This is a genomic window from Variovorax sp. GW822-FHT04A09 (assembly GCF_058801005.1).
The window spans coordinates 600,692-617,888 of the sequence record NZ_JBXAMV010000002.1 but is presented as its reverse complement, the minus strand read 5'-3'; the positions used below and the strand labels follow the sequence as shown (position 1 = coordinate 617,888).

The following is a 17,197-nucleotide window of genomic DNA, read 5'->3' as shown; positions in this document are numbered from 1 at the left end:
TGCTTGAATGCCGAAGCATTCACATTCACGGAACCCGCATGAACAAGCGTCAACTGATCCAGTCCTTCCTCGCCGCCTCGGCCCTCAGCTTCGGCCTGTCTTCGGCCATGGCCCAGAGCCCGACGCCGATCAAGTTCCAGCTCGACTGGCGTTTCGAAGGACCGGCCGCGCTGTTCCTGCATCCCGCGGCCAAGGGCTATTTCAAGGCCGCCGGTCTGGACGTGACCATCGACGCCGGCAACGGCTCGGGCGGCACCGTGACGCGCGTGGCCTCGGGCGCCTACGACATGGGCTTTGCCGACCTCGCGGCGCTGATGGAGTTCCACGCCAACAACCCCGACAGCCCGAACAAGCCGGTGGCCGTGATGATGGTCTACAACAACACGCCGGCCTCGGTCATGGCGCTCAAGAAGAGCGGCATCACCAAGCCGGCCGACCTCGCCGGCAAGAAGCTCGGCGCACCGGTGTTTGACGCGGGCCGCCGCGCGTTCCCGATCTTCGCCAAGGCCAACAACATCGGCGCCGTGAACTGGACCGCCATGGACCCGACGCTGCGCGAGACCATGCTGGTGCGCGGCGACATCGACGCCATCACGGGCTTCACCTTCACCTCGCTGCTCAACCTGGAAGCGCGCGGCGCCAAGGCGGCCGACGTGGTGATCCTGCCCTACCCCGACTACGGCGTGAAGCTGTACGGCAACGTGATCATCGCCTCGCCCAAGCTGCTCAAGGACAACCCGGCGGCGGTGAAGAAGTTCCTCTCGGCCTTTGCCAAGGGCGCCAAGGAAGTCATCGCCAACCCGGCCCTGGGCATCGAGTCGGTGAAGGCGCGCGACGGCATCATCGACAGCAAGCTCGAGACGCGCCGCCTGCAGCTGGCGATCGACACCGTCATCAACAGCGCCGACGCGCGCACCGACGGCTTCGGTGCCGTCAACGCGGGCCGCATGTCGCTCATGGCCTCGCAGGTCTCGGACGCCTTCAACACCAAGACGCGCGTGAGCCCCGACGCCGTGTGGACCGCGGCCATGCTCCCGCCCGCGGCCGAGCTCAGCGGAATCCTGCGCAAGTGATGGCGGCCGGCGCAACGACACCCGACGCAGCCGCCCCCTTCGTCGATTTCCAGGACGTCTGGCTCGCCTACAACGAAGAGCTGCTGCGCGCCAACCACTTCGCGGTCGAGGCCATCGACCTGAAGGTGACGCGCGGCGAGTTCATCGCCATCGTCGGCCCCTCGGGCTGCGGCAAGTCGACCTTCATGAAGCTCACCACGGGGCTGAAGATGCCCTCGATGGGCAAGATCCGCATCGACGGCCAGCCCGTGACCGGGCCGCTGAAGATCTCGGGCATGGCCTTCCAGGCGCCTTCGCTGCTGCCGTGGCGCACCACGGTCGACAACGTGCTGCTGCCGCTGGAAATCGTCGAGCCCTACCGCTCGAACTTCAAGGCCAAACGCAAGGAATACGAAGAACGCGCCCGCCGCCTGCTGCAGAAGGTGGGCCTGGGCGGCTACGAGGACAAGTTTCCGTGGCAGCTCTCGGGCGGCATGCAGCAGCGCGCGAGCATCTGCCGCGCGCTCATCCACGAGCCCAAGATGCTGCTGCTGGACGAGCCCTTCGGCGCGCTCGACGCGTTCACGCGCGAAGAGCTGTGGTGCATCCTGCGCGACCTGTGGACCGAGCAGCAGTTCAACGTGATCCTGGTCACGCACGACCTGCGCGAGTCGGTGTTCCTGGCCGACACGGTGTACGTGATGAGCAAGAGCCCCGGGCGCTTCGTGGTGAAGCGCGAGATCGACCTGCCGCGCCCGCGCGAGCTGGAGCTGACCTACACCAAGGAGTTCACCGACATCGTGCTCGAGTTGCGCGGCCACATCGGCGCCATCCGCGGCAACGCCACCACCACCTCCTCCGCTGCGGCGGCGGCAGCGCACTGAGGAGGCGGCAATGAAAAACAGCAAACAACTCGAGCGCTGGTCGCCGTGGCTGCTGCTCGTGGCGGTGCTCCTGCTGTGGCAGGTGATCTGCGCGGGCTTCGGCGTGTCGGACTTCATCTTTCCGAGTCCGCTGCGCATCTGGGAGCAGTTCTGGGAGTTCAAGGAAATCATCGCGGGCCACGCGTGGCGCACCTTCTGGGTCACGATGGCGGGCTTCGGCCTGGCGATCGTGGTGGGCGTGCTGCTGGGCTTCGTGATCGGCAGCTCGCGCCTGGCGTATGCGGCGATCTACCCGCTCATGACGGCCTTCAACGCCCTGCCCAAGGCGGCCTTCGTGCCGATCCTGGTCGTGTGGTTCGGCATCGGCATCGGGCCGGCGATCCTCACGGCGTTCCTGATCAGCTTCTTCCCGATCATGGTGAACATCGCGACCGGCCTGGCCACGCTCGAACCCGAGCTGGAAGACGTGCTGCGCGTGCTGGGTGCCAAGCGCTGGGACGTGCTCGTCAAGATCGGCCTGCCGCGCTCCATGCCTTACTTCTTCGGCTCGCTGAAGGTGGCGATCACGCTGGCCTTCGTCGGCACCACGGTGTCGGAGATGACCGCCGCCAACGAGGGCATCGGCTACCTGCTGATCTCGGCCGGCTCGGCCATGCAGATGGGCCTGGCCTTCGCGGGCCTGATGGTGGTGGGCGCGATGGCGATGATCATGTATGAGCTGTTCAGCCTCATCGAGAAGCACACCACCGGCTGGGCACACCGCGGCTCGCAGAACGCATAAATAATGGGGGCATGACCCCCGAACAGATCACCCGCGCGCTGCGTCGCGCCGACGCCGTGGCGCGACGCGCCATGGCCATGGGCCGCCACCCCTTCGGTGCGGTGCTCGTCGCACCCGACGGCGAGACCGTTCTCGCCGAGCAGGGCAACATCGACACGGTGCACCACGCGGAGGCCACGCTCGCGCGCCACGCCGCGCAGAACTGGCCGCCCGAGTACCTGTGGCAGTGCACGCTGGTGACCACCTTCGAGCCCTGCGCCATGTGCGCGGGCACGAGCTACTGGGCCAACATCGGGCGCGTGGTGTACGGCGCGGAAGAATCGGCGCTGCTCGCCCTCACCGGCGACCACCCCGAGAACCCCACGCTGAGCCTGCCCTGCCGCGAGGTCTTCGCGCGCGGACAGAAACCCGTCGAGGTGATCGGCCCCGTGCCCGAGGTGGCCGACGAGATGATCGCCACGCACCGGGGGTTCTGGGAATCGCGCTAGTGGTCCCGCACGGCGTGTTCGCGCCTTACCTGCAACGCTGGCAGCTCACGCCCGACGGCGAGGCCTTCACCTCGCTGAGCGGCACGCTGCTGCCCGTGCGCCAGCAGGGCGTTGCGGCCATGCTCAAGGTGTCGCGCGAGGCCGAGGAACAGGCGGGCAGCCTGCTGATGGCCTGGTGGAACGGCGACGGCGCCGCGCCCGTGCTGGCGCATAGCGACGAAGCCCTGCTGATGGTGCGCGCGCAAGGCACGGACTCGCTGGCGCAGATGGTTGAAGACGGCCGCGACGACGAGGCCACGCGCATCCTGTGCGCCGCCGCCGCGCGCCTGCATGCCCCGCGCGACACGCCGCCGCCCCCGACGCTGGTGCCGCTCCCGCGCTGGTTCGAATCGCTGTGGGCCGGCGCGGCCACGCACGGCGGCGTCTTCGGCCACAGCGCACGCACCGCACGCGAATTGCTGGCGGCGCCGCGCGACGTGGTCGTGCTGCATGGCGACATTCACCACGGCAACGTGCTCGACTTCGGCCCGGCCGGCTGGCTCGCCATCGACCCCAAGGGCCTGCACGGCGAGCGCGGCTTCGACCACGCGAACATCCTGTGCAACCCGGATGGCGAAAGCGCGCTGGTGCCGGGGCGCTTTGCGCGCCGCATCGAGGTCATCGCGGAGGCCACGGGCATCGAGCGGCGGCGACTGTTGCAATGGGTGCTGGCGTGGGCCGGACTGTCGTCGGTGTGGATGCTGGAAGATGGCGAGGCGCCAGGGAGCACGCTGGAGGTGGCGAAGCTGGCGGCCGCGGCGCTCGGGACCGCCGGCTAGATTCGGACGCATGTCTCGCCCTCACTCCTACCTCGACGTCCTTGCGCGGGTCCTGGCGCTGCCGATATTGGAAGGCCTTGCGTCTTCTGACGAGCGCTTTCACGCGGCATCGGCGGGTGAAGACGCATTGATCGTCGATGTCGAGAAGCGCCGCTACCACCGCGTGCCCGATGCGCGTCCTCTGAGCTTTGAAGACGCGGCGCAGGACGGCGTCACGCAGGCCGCGCTGCAGCTTGAACACCGCGATGGCATCCGCACGATCGCGCTGGCCGCCCAGGACGACAGCTTCTGGACACCGCTGCCCGACCCGCGCGTGATCGGCCTGCCGCGCATCGTGCAGCGGCATGACACGGCGTGGACGTCTCCGGCGCCGCCGCCTTCAAATGCCCCTTCACGAACCAGCATCACCGACTGGCTGGGATCGCTGGTCGCGCTGGCGGTGCTGGCCTTCTTTGCCGCCTTCGGGTTCAACGCACTGCGCTGGTCGTTGGAAGGAGGCTGGAACCTGCTGTGGCTGCTGGTGGGGCTGCCGGTGTTTCCGGTCTTCACCGTGCTGACACTGTCGACCGCCTACGGCCTTTTCCGAACTGCGGTGCCACCGCGCCAGGCCCTGAACGCGATCGATGTCAGTCGCGACGAGCGCTTTCGCATCGGCGAACCCCTGGCGTTTCGCGTGGATGCCACGGTGCCAGCGTCAGTGGGCGATCAACCCGCGGAACCGCCGCCCCAAGTCTTCGCTCGCTTGGTCGTCCAGACGGTGAACGACAAGGAGGATGGCAGTTGGTCGGTGAACGATTGGGCGTGGGACGCGGACCCCGCCGACTGCGTTTCATCGACGCTCACCGGCACAGGCGAACGCCACGTGCACTATGCCGGCACCGTGACGGCCTCGCGCAACATGCCGCGCAAGGCACAGGAGCGCTGGCACCTGGCGTTGTCCGCCAGCCAGGAGGCGGAAACCGAGCCGTTCTATGTCACCAGCCTCGCTACGCCGCCCTTGATCACGCCCCATCGGGTGGTGCAACCGCCGGATCGCCTGGCACAGCTCAATGCCCTGCTGCACGACGATGAGTTTGAGTTGGCCCGCACGGCCTACGGCAGAGAAGGCAGCAGGGCATTCTTCGACGACTTCACGCCGGAAGATATCCGGGCAGTGTTCACGGTCGACGCCGAGGCAGTGGTGGACCACGCGATGGCCACTGCTTGGTACGAAGGCAAGATCAAGACCGAGCGAGTCGGCGGCGACAGCTCCTACTACCTGCTGAAGGAAGGCTCTGCCTACAAGGTGATGTTCACCGAACGCTGGTGGACCGAGTCGCTGTATGAGTCGACCGATCTGCGCAGCACCGTGGCACGCTACCTCGTGGCAACCAACCTCTTTGTCCGACGCCTGCCGGGCGCGCAAGCGCTGGAGATTCCAGCGCCCTACAGCGACATGAGGTCCGACTCAGCCCCTTCGGTTTCCGCGACCGACGAGACGCCTCCTCAACCCAGCAGCAGCGACGCCTCATCCCGCCAATAAGCCACCGCCGCCAGCCACCCTTCCCACACGCACCCATTGCAGCCGCGCCCGCAGCAGGTGGTCGGCTCCGGCGGCGGCGCGCGCATCGCCACACCTTCGGCATCGAGCATCGCCTGCACGCGCGCGATCAGCGCCTGCGCGCCGGCGAGGTTCGTGGGTTCGGGCAGCCGGTCGATGGCGTTCATGGTGGGCGGGTCCTCTTCAGGCCTCGAGGTTCATCAGTTCGAGCCGCATCTTCGCGCCGCCCGATTCGCTCGAGCCGATGCTCAGCTGGCCGCGATGCAGCCGCGCCACCTCGGCCACGAGGTGCAGGCCCAGCCCGGCGCCGCGCCCGCGCGGCACGAGCCGGTGGAACGGCGCCACCACGCGCTCGCGGTCAGCCTCGGGAATGCCGGGGCCCGAGTCGCGCACCTCGATGCACGAGGGCTCGCACAGCCGCACCTGGATGTCGCAGCCCGGCCCGCCGTGCTCGATGGCGTTCTGGATCAGGTTGGTGAGCGCGCGTTCCAGCGAGGGCGCGTCGCCTCGCACCGTGAGCGGTTGCGGCGCATCGACCGACAGCGTGCAGCGGCTGCGGATGGCGAGCGGCGCGATGTCGGCCGCCACGCGCTCGCACAGCGACTTCAGCTCCACCTGCTGGTCCAGCGACAGGCCGTGGTCGAGGCGCTGCAGGTCGAGCAGCTGCTCGGCCAGCGTGGCCAGCCGCGCCGAGGCCTGCATGAGCTTCATCTTCAGCGGGTCGTTGGGCAGGCCTTCGAGGTGGATCTGCAGCGTGGTGATCGGCGTGCGCAGCTCGTGCGCGGCATCGGCCAGGAAGCGCTCCTGCCGGTCGTAGCCTTCGTTGAGCCGGTCGAAGGCGCGGTTGACCGCATTGACCAGCGGACGGATCTCGCTGGCCACGTTGGCCAGCGGCAGGCGCGTGGTGCGCTCGTGCACGTCGATGCCCTCGGCATGCTCCGCCGTGGCCACCACGCCCTTCAGGCCGCGCTTCACGACGAACGGCGTGGCCAGGATCACGCCCAGGCAGGTGACGAGCGCCATCGGTGCCACCAGGAACAGGAAGGCGATGCCGGTGCCCTTGAGCGTGTTCTCCACCGTGAGCGGGCCGCCGGTCTGCGCCATCACGGCCACCGGGCCGGCGCGCGATTCGATGCGCTCGAAGCGGGCCTTGGGGCGGGTGCCGTCGCTCTCGGGGTCGATGGCCACGCGCTCGGTGTCGTCGAGTGCATCGAGCAGCCGCAGGTAGGCGGGCGGCACCTCGCCGTGGCGCAGCTGCACGCCGCGCGGGTCGCGCACGATGAACCAGAACTGCGGGTCGGCCTTCTGCAGCCGCCGCAGCGCGCTCGTGGGCTCGACCACCAGCTGGCCATCGGCGCCCCGCATCAAGGCGCGCTGGATGGCCGCCACCGTCTCGTGGCCGGTCTCGTCGACCACGCGGCCCAACGCCCACGCCAAGCCGAGGAAGCCGCCCATCACCAGCAGGCCGACCACCACCTGCAAGAGGATCAGGCTCCAGATCAGCCGCCAGCGCAGCGAAAGCAGGCTGAGGCTCATGCCGACTGCGGCGCGCACATCAGGTAGCCCACACCGCGGATCGCATGGATCTCGACCTGCGCGCCCGCCTTGTCGAGCTTGGAGCGCAGGCGCGAGACGTGCGTGTCGAGCGCGTTCGACTGGATGTCGTCCTTGTGGCCGTACACGCGGTCTTGCAGCGCCTCGCGCAGCACGGTGCGGCCGCGGTGTTCGAGCAGCGTCTCGAGCACCAGCAGCTCGCGCCGCGGCAGCGTGAGGCAGGCCTCGCCCACATGGGCCTGGCGCGTGTGATGGTCGAAGCGCAGCTGCCCGAGCGTCATGATGAAGTTGGCGCGCACCGCGGGGCGGCGTGCCAGTGCGCGCACGCGGGCCAGCAGTTCGTCCATCGAGAAGGGCTTGGCCAGGTAGTCGTCGGCGCCGCCGTCCAGGCTCAGCACGCGCTCGGCCACGTCGGTCATGGCGGTGAGCACGAGCACGGCGCAGGCGATGTGGTTCTGCGCAAGGAACGCGACGAGCGAGAGGCCGTCGCCGTCGGGCAGCCCGCGGTCGAGCACGACCACGTCGTAGGGCGCACCGAGCGCGGCCTCCTCGGCTGCGCGCAGCGAGCTCGCCACATCGACCACCGCCTGGTTCTGGCGCAGCGCCGACGCGAGCGCCTGCGCCAGGTCGGCTTCGTCTTCGACAAGCAGGATTCTCATGGGGGGATGGGGAGAGACCGGACAGGCGGGTGATTCTAGAGAGCCCCACATGAGGTAACGCAATGTTCACGCAATGCATGCGCCTACGCTGTGGCGCTTCTCTCTCCTGAAAGCGCACCGGTGACGCTGCCCTCCCGCCCGAACCCCGCCGCCCTCCCCGTCACGCCCTGGCACCTGGCGCTGGGGCAGCGCTTCGCCACGCTGTGGGTCGTGAAGATGATCGGCACCACGCTCGGCATCTCGGGCTTCTTCGTCCTGTACTTCTGGGTGATGCACCACCCGCCCTCGGTGCCCACGGTGATGCCGCTCACCGCCATCGACCACTGGGTGGACGTGAGCGACGACGCGATGCTGCTGTACAGCTCGCTGTGGTTCTACATCTCGCTCGCACCGGCCTTCACGCAGAACAAGGCCGAACTGTGGGCCTGCGCGCGCGGGGCCGCGCTCATGGCGGCCATCGGCCTGGCGGTGTTCTGGTGCTTTCCGACGGTGGTGCCGAGCTTCGCGATCGACTGGTCGCAGTACCCGGCGCTGCAGTTCCTCAAGAGCGCCGATGCGGGCGGCAATGCCTTCCCGTCGCTGCATGTGGCCTTCGCCGTGTTCGCGGCCGTGTGGCTCGGCCGCCAGCTGCGCAGCGTGCAGGCGCCCGCGTGGACGCAATGGGTGAACGTGCTGTGGGCCGCGGGAATCGTCTATTCGACACTGGCCACGCGCCAGCACGTGCTGCTCGACGTGCTTGGCGGTGTGCTGCTGGCGGGCCTGGTGTGCTGGCGCCGCGCGCCGCGTGCCCGTTTGGTGCTGGCCGAGGCGTGAGCGCCGTCGGTTACCAGAAGATCCAGAGGGCGAGACCGCCGAAGATCGTCCACTTGACCAGGTAGTACGCGCGCTTGTCCCAGGCCTTCAGGCGCTTGCCGACCACGCGGATCTGGTAGATGTACTTGAAGGCGCGGTTCAGGCCGCCCGTCTTGTCGCCCGCGTCGTTGGGCGAGGCGGCGGCGGCCAGCAAGTTCTTGGCGAACCAGCGGTTCACGGCGCTGGCCCAGCGGTACTTCAGCGGACGCTCGATGTCGCAGAACAGGATCACGCGGTCGTGGTCGGTGGTGTTCTCGGCGTAGTGGATGTAGGTCTCGTCGAACACCACGGCCTCGCCGTCGCGCCAGTGATAGCGCTGGCCGTCCACGTCGATGTAGCAGCCTTCGACGCCCGGCGTCCACAGGCCCAGGTGGTAGCGCAGCGAACCGGCGAACGGGTCGCGGTGGCGCACGAGGCGGCTGCCCGGGGGCAGCTCGGCGAACATCGCGGCCTTGATGGTGCCGATGCCCTTGAGCAGCTCGGTGGTGCGCGGGCACAGCACGGCGGCCGAGGGGTGCGCATCGTCGTACCACTTCAGATAGAAGCGCTTCCAGCCGCTCTTGAAGAAGGAGTTGAAGCCCACGTCGTTGAACTGGCTCGAGGCCTTGATGCTGCCGCCGTTGCGCATGGCCAGCGCTTCTTCGCGGATCACTTCCCAGTTTTCCTCGAGGATGCGCATCTCGGGGAACTGCGCGGGCGACAGGTACGGCGTACCGGGCACCTTCGAGAAAAGGTACATGAAGACGTTCAGCGGCGCCAGGAAGGTCGAGTGATCAGAGAGCTGTCTGAAGAACTTGTGCCGGACCTGGCCGCGGAAGTGAACGTAGAGTGCGCTGAGCACGAAGATGGCAAGAATGACCCACTTCATTGGTGAAAGTGTCCTGTAGACGAGCGCCGGGGGAGCCGGCTAGTGTAAATCCTTGCCCCGAAACAGGCCCGGCCGGGGCCTTTTCCCCCGGGCTCAGGCGCCGACGAGCAAAGGCTGCGGCACGTCGGCCTGCGCCAGCGGCAGCCGCACCGTGGCCAGCAGGCCGCCACCCGGGGCCTCGCCCAGCACCGCGTCGCCGCCGTGCCGGTCGACCACCGACTTGACGATCGCCAGGCCCAGCCCGCTGCCGCTTTGCGTCTGGTCGGGGTTGCGGAAGAAGCGGTCGAACACGCGCTCGCGCAGCGCGGGCGGAATGCCCGGGCCCGTGTCGGCCACGGTCAGCAGCGCCCGCGCGCCCTCGCGCGCCACGTGCACCGTCACGGTGGCGCCGCAGGGGCTGTACTTGATCGCGTTGTCGATCAGGTTGTCGATCATCGAGACCAGGCTCTCGCGCTCGCCGAGCACCGGCACGGCGTCGTCGCACACCAGTTCGAGCTCCACGCCGCGCGCACGCGCCAGGCCCTCGATCATGGCCAGCCGGTCCTGCACCAGCCCGTCGAGCGACAGCATCACGGGCAGCGCGTTGGTGGCCACCGCGTCGCTGCGCATGAGCTGCAGCAGCTGCCCCACCAGCCGCGCCGCGCGGTCGTTGCTGCGCAGCAGGTTGGCCATGAGTTCGCGCTGGCCTTCGTCGCTGCTCTGCTCCTTCAGCGCCTCGACGTTCACGCGCATGGCCGCCAGCGGCGTGCGCAGCTCGTGCGCCGCATCGGCGATCAGGCTGCGCTCGCGCGTGGTGCTGTCGCGCACCCGCAGCAGCAGGCTGTTGATGCTCTGCACCATCGGCTTGAGCTCCTTGTGCGGCGGCGTGTACGACAGCGGCGTCAGGTCGTCGGGCCCGCGCTCGGCGGTCTCGCGGCTCACCTGGCGCCACGGACGCAGCGCCAGCCGCACCGACAGCCACGCGGGAAAGACCAGGAACGGCAGGCTGATCACCAGCGGCAGCAGGTAGTAGCCGCGCGACAGCACGGTGACGGCCAGCCGCCACACGCTGGGCTCGGCCAGCACCACGCGGGTGTCGGCGATGGGCGAGGCCATCGTGCGCGCGCGCCACTCGCGGCCTCCCGCGACCACGGTCTCGTTGCGGTCGGGCACCGAATTCAGCAGCACGGGCACACCGGCGCGCGAGTTGTAGATCAGCTTGCCGTGCTGCCACACCTGCATCACCGCCAGGGCTTCGTTGGTTTCGTCGCCGTCGCTGAGCGCCTCGATGAGCGCGGCGTCGAAGGCCTCGAGCGCCTCCCGTTGCCGCTCGGGTTGGTCCTCCAGCTTCTGCGCGATGGAGATCGCCGCCTTGAAGATGCTGGTGAACCGGAGCAACCCCGGGTCCTTGTACGAGTCGTACAGCAGCAGCCCCACGGCCGAGGTCCACAGCAGTGCGACCACGGCCATCTGCGCCACCAGCAGGCGGCGCATCAGGGACGGCTGGTTCCAGTTCTTCCAGCCGCGCGCCAGCTGACGCATCATTTCGACGGGCTCCGCACCAGCGACTGGGTGTCGATCACGTAGCCGATGCCGCGCACCGTGCGGATGTAGCCCTGCCCGATCTTCTTGCGCAGGTTGGAGATGTGCACCTCGAGCGAATTGCTGCCGTTGGCCTGGCCGCCGGGCAGCACCTGCTCTTCCATCACGCGGCGCGTGACCACGCGGCCGGTGCGCTTGAGCAAGAGCGCCAGCAGGTCGAACTCGCAGCGCGACAGCTCGACCGGCTCGCCGTCGACGATCACGCCGCGCGTGGGTTCGTGCAGCGCCAGGCCGCGCATGCGGATGGTCTCGTCGTTGAAGCCGTAGCTGCGCCGCGCCAGGGCCCGCACGCGCGACAGCAACTCGGCCAGCGCGAAGGGCTTCACGAGGTAGTCGTCGGCGCCGTCGTCCAGGCTGCGCAGGCGGTCGTTGAGCGCATCGCGCGCGCTCAGCACCAGCACCGGCAATATCTGGCGGGTGCGGCGCAGGCGCAGCAACAGGTCGAGCCCGTCGCCGTCGGGCAGGCCCAGGTCGAGCAACACCATGTCGAAGGCGCCGTTGTCGAGGGTGCGCAAGGCGTCGTCGAGCCGGCGGACCCACACCACGTCCAGGCCCTGGTTGGCGAGCGCAATGCGCACGCCGTTGCCAAGATCAAGATCGTCCTCAACAAGCAAAAGATTCATGGGAAGGATTCCAAGCGAACAAGCCCGGTTCCGGGAAGTGGCCGAAGTATCTGCCACACCCCGTCGCCCTGCTTCAGGAAGCCTTCATGAAGGCTGCAGGGCTTCTTCAGGCGGCATGCCCACACTGCAAGGCTCTTACTTTCTTCTTCCTGCCTGGAGCATCGACGTGCCTCGCCCCTGTCTTTCCACGGTCCGCCCGCACTGGGCGAACCCGCTTCACTTCCAGCGCCGCGACCTGCTGCGCGCCGTGCTCCTGGGCAGCGCGGCCGGGCTGGCCGCTTGCGGCGGCGGAGGTGGTGGCGGTGGCAACACCGGCCCCATCGGCAACGACCTTCCCGTGGCGGCCACCGACCGCCGCGTGAAAGTGTCGACCACGCCCGAGGTCTCGCTGCAGGTGCGCGACTGGCAGCGCAGCGACGACGGCGGTCCCGTGCTCGTGCTGCTCGCCGGCCTGGGCGGCAACGCGCGCTGCTTCGACAGCCTGGCGCCCGCGCTCGTCGCGGCCGGCGCCGCCTCGCGCGTGCTCGCGGTGAGCCGGCGCGGCTACGGCCTGTCGGACAAGCCGCTGCCGGTGAAGAGCGCCACGCAGCACTACGAGGTCGACACGCTGGTCGACGACCTGGCCGCGCTGTGCGATGCGCTCGGCCTCACGCGCGTGGTGCTCGGCGGCCACTCGATCGCGGGCAACGAACTCACGCGTTTCGCGGGCCGCTTTCCCGAGCGGGTGCGCGGCCTCGTGTACCTCGATACCACCTTCGACTACACGAAGGACGCCGACACCGGCGGCGAAGACCCGCCGCTGAACCGCCGGCTCGACGAGCCCGCGCCCACGCCCGAGGATGGCCGCTCGATGAAGGCGGCCATCGCTTACCTGCGGCGCAAGTCCAAGAACTGGTGGCCCGCGCTCGAGGCCAACCTGCGCGACGCGCTCGACGAGCTGGCCGACGGCAGCGTGCGGCCCAACACGCCCGACGCCGTGGAAACGGCGATGGACACCGCGGCCCACCGCTTCTCGCCCGACTACCGGCCGGTGCGCGCGCCGGCGCTGGTGGTGACCGCGCTGCCGTTCGACCAGCGCGACCTCTTCCCCTGGCTCGAACGACCGCTCGATGCGCAGACCGGCCAGGACGCCGCCGACTTCCTGCGCATCTTCCGCCGCGTGCGCCGCACCGACGCCGACCGCCTGGCCGCCGCGCTGCAGACCTCGCACCGGCTCACGCTGGACCACTGCAACCACACCGACTTCTTCATGGAACGCGAGGCCGAGGTGGTGCGCGCGATCCAGTCGATGCGCTGGGCCTGATCCTTACTTGCGCAGCAGCTTGATCAGCGCCGCCAGTTCCTCGCCGCCGAGCCCCGCCGCATCGGCGCGCCGGAACAGGCCCGCGGCAAAGGCCGGGAACTCGGTGTTGATGCCCGCCTCCTGCGCGGTCTGCAGGATGCGCTGCGTGGCCTCGACCGAGATGCGCATCGGGCTCTGCGTGATCGCGAAGTCGCCCGACTGGATGACCGCGCCCTCGTGCTGGAGAAAGCCCGCGAAGGTCGGCATGATGCCAGCCACGATTCGGCCGTACTCGGCCACGTCGAAGCCTTCGTGCTCGGCGATGCGCGCGCCGTGCAGGAAGCCGAGCATCGTGCCGTAGATGCTGGACAGCGTGGCCAGGTCCATGGCCGCGGCCGCGCTGGCCTTCTCGCCGAGGTAGACGATGCCGCCGGCCAGCACCTTCAGAAAGGGCTCGGCCTCGGCGAACACGGCCTGCGCACCCGACACCAGCAGCGGCGTGTCGGGCCGGCCCATCTGGTCCGGCGCGGCCTGGATCGCGCCTTCGAGGTACGCGGCGCCGTGGCGGTGCGCCCAGGCTTCGGCCTCGCGCGCGTCCTTCGGGCTGCCGGTGGTGAGCTGCGCGAGCAGGCGCCCGTCCATGGCGGCGGCCACGCCGTCCATCGCGAAGATCGCGTCGGCGGCGCGGTAGTCGTACACGCACATCACGGCCATGCGGCTCGCGCGCAAGGCCTCGGCCGCGCTGCGCGCCAGCACGGCGCCGCGGGCGACCAGCGCGTCGGCCTTGTCGGCCGTGCGATTCCACAGCGTGACCTTGTAGCCCTGGTCGAGAAAGAGCCGCGCGATGACGACGCCCATGGCGCCCAGGCCCAGAACCGAAACTTCCTTGTTGGTGTTGCTCATGGCAATCCGATGCAGTGGTGGTTGATGACACCTGCATGGTAGAAATTGCACTTCCATATGGTCAAGTACCTACGATAAAGTAAGGTACTTACCAAATAGGAAGTATTGAAACCACAAGGAGCAAGAGATGGCAGCGAAGAAGCCCTACAACTGCGGCATCGGCCCCGCGTTCGAGGTCATCGGCGGCAAGTGGAAAGCCGTCATCCTGTGGGAGCTGCACCTGCAGCCCTACCGCTTCGGCGAGCTGAAGCGGTTGCTGCCCGAAGTCAGCGAGAAGATGCTGATCCAGCAGCTGCGCGAGATGGAAACCGACGGCCTCGTGCACCGCGAGGTGTTCCACGAAGTGCCGCCGCGCGTGGAGTATTCCGAGACCTCGCTCGGCGCCACGCTCAATGCGGCGCTGGGGCCGCTGGCCGATTGGGGCGACCGCTATGCCATGCGCGTGGCGGCGGCGCGCAAGCAGGCCGAAGCGGCGAAGTAGGAACGCAGCGCGTTCAGTCGGCCCAGCCGGTTTCGATCTCGGTCTTGACCTCGGTCATGAGCTTGTGCACCGGGCACTTGCCCGCCACGCGCAGCAGCTCGTCGCGCTGCGCCTCGGTCAGGTCGCCGGTCAGGCGCAGGCCCGACTTCAGGCGGTAGATGCCCTTGCGTTCCTCGCTGTCGTCGCGGTCGACCACGACCTCGATGTCTTCCACCGGAATGCCCTTGCGGCGCGCGTAGAGCAGCACCGTGAGCGCCTTGCAGGCCGCCAGCGACGCGTCGTACAGGTCGTGCGGCTCGGCACCACCGTCGCTGCCGCCGCCCGCGGGCGAGGCATCGACCGGGATCTCGTGGTTGCGGATCTTGAGGATGTGGCGCGTGCCGGTGGTGCCGTCGCGGCGGATCGAGAGGGTCATGCCGATGTCCTTGAAGGGGTGGAAAGAAAGCTCAGGCCAAGTCTTTCACATACAGGATGGTCGTGAATCCGCTGTGCCATTCGAGGTCGGGGTAGCGGCCGGCTTCGCGGTAGCCGAGCGCGCGATACAGGCCCTGGCTCTGCGTGTTGAAGGTGTCGGTCTCGAGCCGCGCCTGCGCCACGCCGTCGGCGCGCATGCCGGCTTCGGCAAAGGCCATGAGCGCGCGGGCGATACCCTTGCGCTGGTGCGCGGCGGGCACGTGCAGGGCCTGAACGAAGTCGTGCTCCCAGTGCACCATGCCGACCACCTCGCCCTCGAGTTCCGCCACGAAGAAGGCCGGGCCGCTCTCGTCGATGTAGCCCACGGGCTCACCGCTGTCGGCATAGGCCTTCGCGGCCTCGGGCGTGAGCTGCGGCAGCCAGGTGCTCGCGAAGGTGTCGTCGAGGATGGCCTTCACGGCGTCGAAGTCGGCCAGGCGCCAAGGCCGGATGACGATAGCGCCGGCGCTCACCGGTCCACCGCCAACATCAGCGTTTCCTTGATCTCTTCCATCACCACGTAGCTGTGCGACTCGGCCGCCACCGGCAGCTTCTTGAGGATGTCGCCCAGCAGGTGCCGGTACTCGCTCATGCCGCTCAGGCGCGCCTTCACGAGGTAGTCGAAGCTGCCCGACACCAGGTGGCATTCGAGCACCTCGGGCATGTGCAGCAGCTCCTGCTTGACCTTGTCGAACACGTCGCCCGACTTGGCCGAGAGCTTGATCTCCACGAACACCAGCAGCGTCTTGCCCAGCGCCTCGGGCGACACGTGCGCGTGGTAGCCGGTGATGACGCCGTCGCGCTCCATGCGCTTGACGCGCTCGGCGCAGGGCGAGGCCGACAGGCCGATGCGCTCGGCGAGTTCGGTCATGGAAATGCGGCCCTGGCGCTGCAGCAGGTCGAGGATCTTGCGGTCGATTCGGTCGAGTTCGGGCATTTCACTCCGCGCGGGGCCTTGGATGGTTTTCGGCAGCGATTTTCACGGCCAAAGATCTAAAAACAATGGAATCCACTGCATTGTGCACTTTAGATTCACATCATTCCATTCAGATCAGCGGATACACCATGAAAGTCATCGTTCTCGGCGGCGGCGTGATCGGCACCACCACGGCGTACTACCTCGCGCGCTCCGGCGCCGAAGTCACCTTGCTCGACCGGCAGGCCGGCCCGGCCGAGGAAACGAGCTTCGGCAACGCCGGCCAGGTGTCGCCCGGCTACTCGACGCCGTGGGCCGCGCCCGGCATTCCGCTGAAGGCGATCAAGTGGATGTTCCAGAAGCACGCGCCGCTGTCGATCCGCCCCGACGGCACGCTGTTCCAGCTGCGCTGGATGGCCGCCATGCTGCGCAACTGCTCGCCCGAGCGCTATGCGGTCAACAAAGAACGCATGATGCGCGTGGCCGAATACAGCCGCGGCTGCCTGCAGCAGCTGCGCGCCGACACCGGCCTGCAGTACGAGCACCGCACCGGCGGCACGCTGCAGCTGTTCCGCACGCAGGCGCAGCTGGGCGCGGTGCAGCGCGACATCGCCGTGCTCGAGGAATGCGGCGTGCCCTATGAACTGCTCGACCGCGACGCCCTGGCGCGCGTCGAACCCGGCCTGGCCGGCGCGCGCGACCGCCTCACGGGCGGCCTGCGCCTGCCCAACGACGAAACCGGCGACTGCCACCTGTTCACGCGCGGCCTGGCCGAGATCGCGCACGGCCTGGGCGTGGACTTCCGCTTCGGCCAGACCATCGACGGCCTGGAGACCGACGGCGGCCGCATCACCGGCGTGCGCACGCGTGCCGGCAAGATCCTCACGGCCGACCGCTACGTGATGGCCTTCGGCAGCTACTCGCGCGCCGCCATCGCCTCGCTGGGGCTGGACATTCCGGTGTACCCGGTCAAGGGCTACTCGCTCACGGTGCCGCTGCTCGACGAATCGCTCGCCCCGCAATCGACCGTGCTCGACGAAACCTACAAGGTGGCCGTCACGCGCTTCGACAACCGCATCCGCGTGGGCGGCATGGCCGAGCTCGGCGGCTTCGACCTGCGCCTGAACCCGGCGCGCCGCGCCACGCTCGAGAAGGTGGTGAGCGACCTGTTCCCGGGCGGCGACCTGCCCAACGCCAGCTTCTGGACCGGCCTGCGCCCGATGACGCCCGACAGCACGCCCATCGTCGGCGCCACGCGCTACCCGAACCTGTTCCTGAACACCGGCCACGGCACGCTGGGCTGGACCATGGCCTGCGGCTCGGGCAAGCTGATCTCGGACCTGGTGACGGGCCAGCGGCCGGAGATCCGCACAGATGGATTGGCGATGGACCGCTACACGCAAGGGCCGTCGCGTTCGGCGCGCCCGAGCCCGACGACGGCGCCGGCCTGACCGACGCCGGG

20 protein-coding genes are annotated in these 17,197 nt (G+C 68.7%); 10 read left to right on the top strand and 10 right to left on the bottom strand.

The genetic code is table 11. The features are described 5' to 3' along the window. Window positions 1-38: 38 nt before the first annotated feature. The 6 genes from AC1RLW_RS14005 to AC1RLW_RS13980 are packed head-to-tail and all read left to right on the top strand — an operon-like array spanning window position 39 to window position 5,545. Entirely contained in the window at window positions 39-1,073 is a 1,035-nt protein-coding gene (locus AC1RLW_RS14005) for an ABC transporter substrate-binding protein (protein WP_062473355.1), read from the top strand. Further along, window positions 1,073-1,936 (top strand): ABC transporter ATP-binding protein, encoded by an 864-nt coding sequence (locus AC1RLW_RS14000; RefSeq protein ID WP_493193513.1) that lies wholly within the window; start codon window positions 1,073-1,075, stop codon window positions 1,934-1,936. The genes AC1RLW_RS14005 and AC1RLW_RS14000 overlap by 1 nt, the downstream gene beginning before the upstream one ends. A 10-nt stretch (window positions 1,937-1,946) precedes the next feature. Next, window positions 1,947-2,717, top strand: coding sequence for an ABC transporter permease (locus AC1RLW_RS13995; RefSeq protein ID WP_070062385.1), 771 nt, complete (start codon window positions 1,947-1,949; stop codon window positions 2,715-2,717). A gap of 11 nt (window positions 2,718-2,728) precedes the next feature. Continuing rightward, window positions 2,729-3,205 (top strand): nucleoside deaminase, encoded by a 477-nt coding sequence (locus tag AC1RLW_RS13990; RefSeq protein ID WP_159275739.1) that lies wholly within the window; start codon window positions 2,729-2,731, stop codon window positions 3,203-3,205. Window positions 3,206-3,219: 14 nt separating this feature from the next. Beyond that, on the top strand, window positions 3,220-4,023 hold the full coding sequence (locus tag AC1RLW_RS13985; RefSeq protein WP_493193511.1) for an aminoglycoside phosphotransferase family protein: 804 nt from the start codon (window positions 3,220-3,222) through the stop codon (window positions 4,021-4,023). A 10-nt stretch (window positions 4,024-4,033) separates the two neighbouring features. Then, the gene (locus AC1RLW_RS13980; protein ID WP_493193509.1) at window positions 4,034-5,545 is read left to right on the top strand and encodes a hypothetical protein; all 1,512 of its coding nucleotides are present in this window, start codon (window positions 4,034-4,036) and stop codon (window positions 5,543-5,545) included. Here the strand turns inward: AC1RLW_RS13980 and AC1RLW_RS13975 are convergent. The 3 genes from AC1RLW_RS13975 to AC1RLW_RS13965 are packed head-to-tail and all read right to left on the bottom strand — an operon-like array spanning window position 5,509 to window position 7,776. After that, on the bottom strand, window positions 5,509-5,730 hold the full coding sequence (locus tag AC1RLW_RS13975) for an oxidoreductase-like domain-containing protein (protein WP_062473346.1): 222 nt from the start codon (window positions 5,728-5,730) through the stop codon (window positions 5,509-5,511). The two genes, AC1RLW_RS13980 and AC1RLW_RS13975, sit on opposite strands and share 37 nt — an antisense overlap. A 16-nt stretch (window positions 5,731-5,746) precedes the next feature. After that, window positions 5,747-7,099 carry a sensor histidine kinase gene (locus AC1RLW_RS13970; RefSeq protein WP_062473387.1) on the bottom strand — a complete coding sequence of 451 codons (1,353 nt, stop codon included), beginning with the start codon at window positions 7,097-7,099 and terminating at the stop codon, window positions 5,747-5,749. After that, window positions 7,096-7,776 (bottom strand): response regulator, encoded by a 681-nt coding sequence (locus tag AC1RLW_RS13965; RefSeq protein WP_062473345.1) that lies wholly within the window; start codon window positions 7,774-7,776, stop codon window positions 7,096-7,098. Before AC1RLW_RS13965 ends, AC1RLW_RS13970 begins: the two co-directional genes overlap by 4 nt. Window positions 7,777-7,896: 120 nt before the next feature. Between AC1RLW_RS13965 and AC1RLW_RS13960 the strand changes: the two genes are divergently transcribed. Then, window positions 7,897-8,589, top strand: coding sequence for a phosphatase PAP2 family protein (locus tag AC1RLW_RS13960; RefSeq protein WP_493193507.1), 693 nt, complete (start codon window positions 7,897-7,899; stop codon window positions 8,587-8,589). A 10-nt stretch (window positions 8,590-8,599) separates the two neighbouring features. Here AC1RLW_RS13960 and lpxO read toward each other — a convergent pair whose 3' ends face one another. The 3 genes from lpxO to AC1RLW_RS13945 all read right to left on the bottom strand — a co-directional run bounded on the left by lpxO (window position 8,600) and on the right by AC1RLW_RS13945 (window position 11,700). Next, window positions 8,600-9,496 carry a lipid A hydroxylase LpxO gene (gene lpxO / locus AC1RLW_RS13955; protein ID WP_159275736.1) on the bottom strand — a complete coding sequence of 299 codons (897 nt, stop codon included), beginning with the start codon at window positions 9,494-9,496 and terminating at the stop codon, window positions 8,600-8,602. Window positions 9,497-9,589: 93 nt separating this feature from the next. Next, window positions 9,590-11,020 (bottom strand): sensor histidine kinase, encoded by a 1,431-nt coding sequence (locus tag AC1RLW_RS13950; protein ID WP_070062381.1) that lies wholly within the window; start codon window positions 11,018-11,020, stop codon window positions 9,590-9,592. Next, window positions 11,017-11,700: a response regulator gene (locus tag AC1RLW_RS13945; RefSeq protein ID WP_062473337.1), complete on the bottom strand. Its 684-nt coding sequence runs from the start codon at window positions 11,698-11,700 to the stop codon at window positions 11,017-11,019. The genes AC1RLW_RS13950 and AC1RLW_RS13945 overlap by 4 nt, the downstream gene beginning before the upstream one ends. A gap of 166 nt (window positions 11,701-11,866) precedes the next feature. On the opposite strand from AC1RLW_RS13945, the gene AC1RLW_RS13940 reads away from it, so the two are divergent. Beyond that, window positions 11,867-13,003 carry an alpha/beta fold hydrolase gene (locus AC1RLW_RS13940; RefSeq protein ID WP_493193505.1) on the top strand — a complete coding sequence of 379 codons (1,137 nt, stop codon included), beginning with the start codon at window positions 11,867-11,869 and terminating at the stop codon, window positions 13,001-13,003. A 3-nt stretch (window positions 13,004-13,006) separates the two neighbouring features. Here AC1RLW_RS13940 and AC1RLW_RS13935 read toward each other — a convergent pair whose 3' ends face one another. Beyond that, window positions 13,007-13,885: an NAD(P)-dependent oxidoreductase gene (locus tag AC1RLW_RS13935; protein ID WP_493193503.1), complete on the bottom strand. Its 879-nt coding sequence runs from the start codon at window positions 13,883-13,885 to the stop codon at window positions 13,007-13,009. 127 nt (window positions 13,886-14,012) lie between these two features. Between AC1RLW_RS13935 and AC1RLW_RS13930 the strand changes: the two genes are divergently transcribed. Then, entirely contained in the window at window positions 14,013-14,366 is a 354-nt protein-coding gene (locus AC1RLW_RS13930; RefSeq protein ID WP_493193502.1) for a winged helix-turn-helix transcriptional regulator, read from the top strand. Window positions 14,367-14,379: 13 nt separating this feature from the next. Here the strand turns inward: AC1RLW_RS13930 and AC1RLW_RS13925 are convergent, their stop codons facing one another. The 3 genes from AC1RLW_RS13925 to AC1RLW_RS13915 are packed head-to-tail and all read right to left on the bottom strand — an operon-like array spanning window position 14,380 to window position 15,756. Continuing rightward, window positions 14,380-14,781 (bottom strand): OsmC family protein, encoded by a 402-nt coding sequence (locus AC1RLW_RS13925; protein WP_070062377.1) that lies wholly within the window; start codon window positions 14,779-14,781, stop codon window positions 14,380-14,382. 31 nt (window positions 14,782-14,812) lie between these two features. Continuing rightward, entirely contained in the window at window positions 14,813-15,292 is a 480-nt protein-coding gene (locus AC1RLW_RS13920) for a GNAT family N-acetyltransferase (RefSeq protein ID WP_493193499.1), read from the bottom strand. After that, window positions 15,289-15,756, bottom strand: coding sequence for an Lrp/AsnC ligand binding domain-containing protein (locus tag AC1RLW_RS13915; RefSeq protein WP_062473326.1), 468 nt, complete (start codon window positions 15,754-15,756; stop codon window positions 15,289-15,291). The genes AC1RLW_RS13920 and AC1RLW_RS13915 overlap by 4 nt, the downstream gene beginning before the upstream one ends. Before the next feature lie 128 nt (window positions 15,757-15,884). On the opposite strand from AC1RLW_RS13915, the gene AC1RLW_RS13910 reads away from it, so the two are divergent. After that, on the top strand, window positions 15,885-17,186 hold the full coding sequence (locus AC1RLW_RS13910; protein ID WP_493193497.1) for a D-amino acid dehydrogenase: 1,302 nt from the start codon (window positions 15,885-15,887) through the stop codon (window positions 17,184-17,186). Window positions 17,187-17,197: the final 11 nt, after the last annotated feature.

What these genes read in the sequence shown, in the direction of transcription:
- AC1RLW_RS13975 (WP_062473346.1), bottom strand. Translation starts at nt 5,730, where the DNA reads ATGAACGCCATCGACCGGCTGCCCGAACCCACGAACCTCGCCGGCGCG.
- AC1RLW_RS13950 (WP_070062381.1), bottom strand. Translation starts at nt 11,020, where the DNA reads ATGATGCGTCAGCTGGCGCGCGGCTGGAAGAACTGGAACCAGCCGTCC.
- lpxO (WP_159275736.1), bottom strand. Translation starts at nt 9,496, where the DNA reads ATGAAGTGGGTCATTCTTGCCATCTTCGTGCTCAGCGCACTCTACGTT.
- AC1RLW_RS13945 (WP_062473337.1), bottom strand. Translation starts at nt 11,700, where the DNA reads ATGAATCTTTTGCTTGTTGAGGACGATCTTGATCTTGGCAACGGCGTG.
- AC1RLW_RS13915 (WP_062473326.1), bottom strand. Translation starts at nt 15,756, where the DNA reads ATGCCCGAACTCGACCGAATCGACCGCAAGATCCTCGACCTGCTGCAG.
- AC1RLW_RS13925 (WP_070062377.1), bottom strand. Translation starts at nt 14,781, where the DNA reads ATGACCCTCTCGATCCGCCGCGACGGCACCACCGGCACGCGCCACATC.
- AC1RLW_RS13980 (WP_493193509.1), top strand. Translation starts at nt 4,034, where the DNA reads ATGTCTCGCCCTCACTCCTACCTCGACGTCCTTGCGCGGGTCCTGGCG.
- AC1RLW_RS13935 (WP_493193503.1), bottom strand. Translation starts at nt 13,885, where the DNA reads ATGAGCAACACCAACAAGGAAGTTTCGGTTCTGGGCCTGGGCGCCATG.
- AC1RLW_RS14005 (WP_062473355.1), top strand. Translation starts at nt 39, where the DNA reads ATGAACAAGCGTCAACTGATCCAGTCCTTCCTCGCCGCCTCGGCCCTC.
- AC1RLW_RS13930 (WP_493193502.1), top strand. Translation starts at nt 14,013, where the DNA reads ATGGCAGCGAAGAAGCCCTACAACTGCGGCATCGGCCCCGCGTTCGAG.
- AC1RLW_RS14000 (WP_493193513.1), top strand. Translation starts at nt 1,073, where the DNA reads ATGGCGGCCGGCGCAACGACACCCGACGCAGCCGCCCCCTTCGTCGAT.
- AC1RLW_RS13965 (WP_062473345.1), bottom strand. Translation starts at nt 7,776, where the DNA reads ATGAGAATCCTGCTTGTCGAAGACGAAGCCGACCTGGCGCAGGCGCTC.
- AC1RLW_RS13970 (WP_062473387.1), bottom strand. Translation starts at nt 7,099, where the DNA reads ATGAGCCTCAGCCTGCTTTCGCTGCGCTGGCGGCTGATCTGGAGCCTG.
- AC1RLW_RS13910 (WP_493193497.1), top strand. Translation starts at nt 15,885, where the DNA reads ATGAAAGTCATCGTTCTCGGCGGCGGCGTGATCGGCACCACCACGGCG.
- AC1RLW_RS13995 (WP_070062385.1), top strand. Translation starts at nt 1,947, where the DNA reads ATGAAAAACAGCAAACAACTCGAGCGCTGGTCGCCGTGGCTGCTGCTC.
- AC1RLW_RS13990 (WP_159275739.1), top strand. Translation starts at nt 2,729, where the DNA reads ATGACCCCCGAACAGATCACCCGCGCGCTGCGTCGCGCCGACGCCGTG.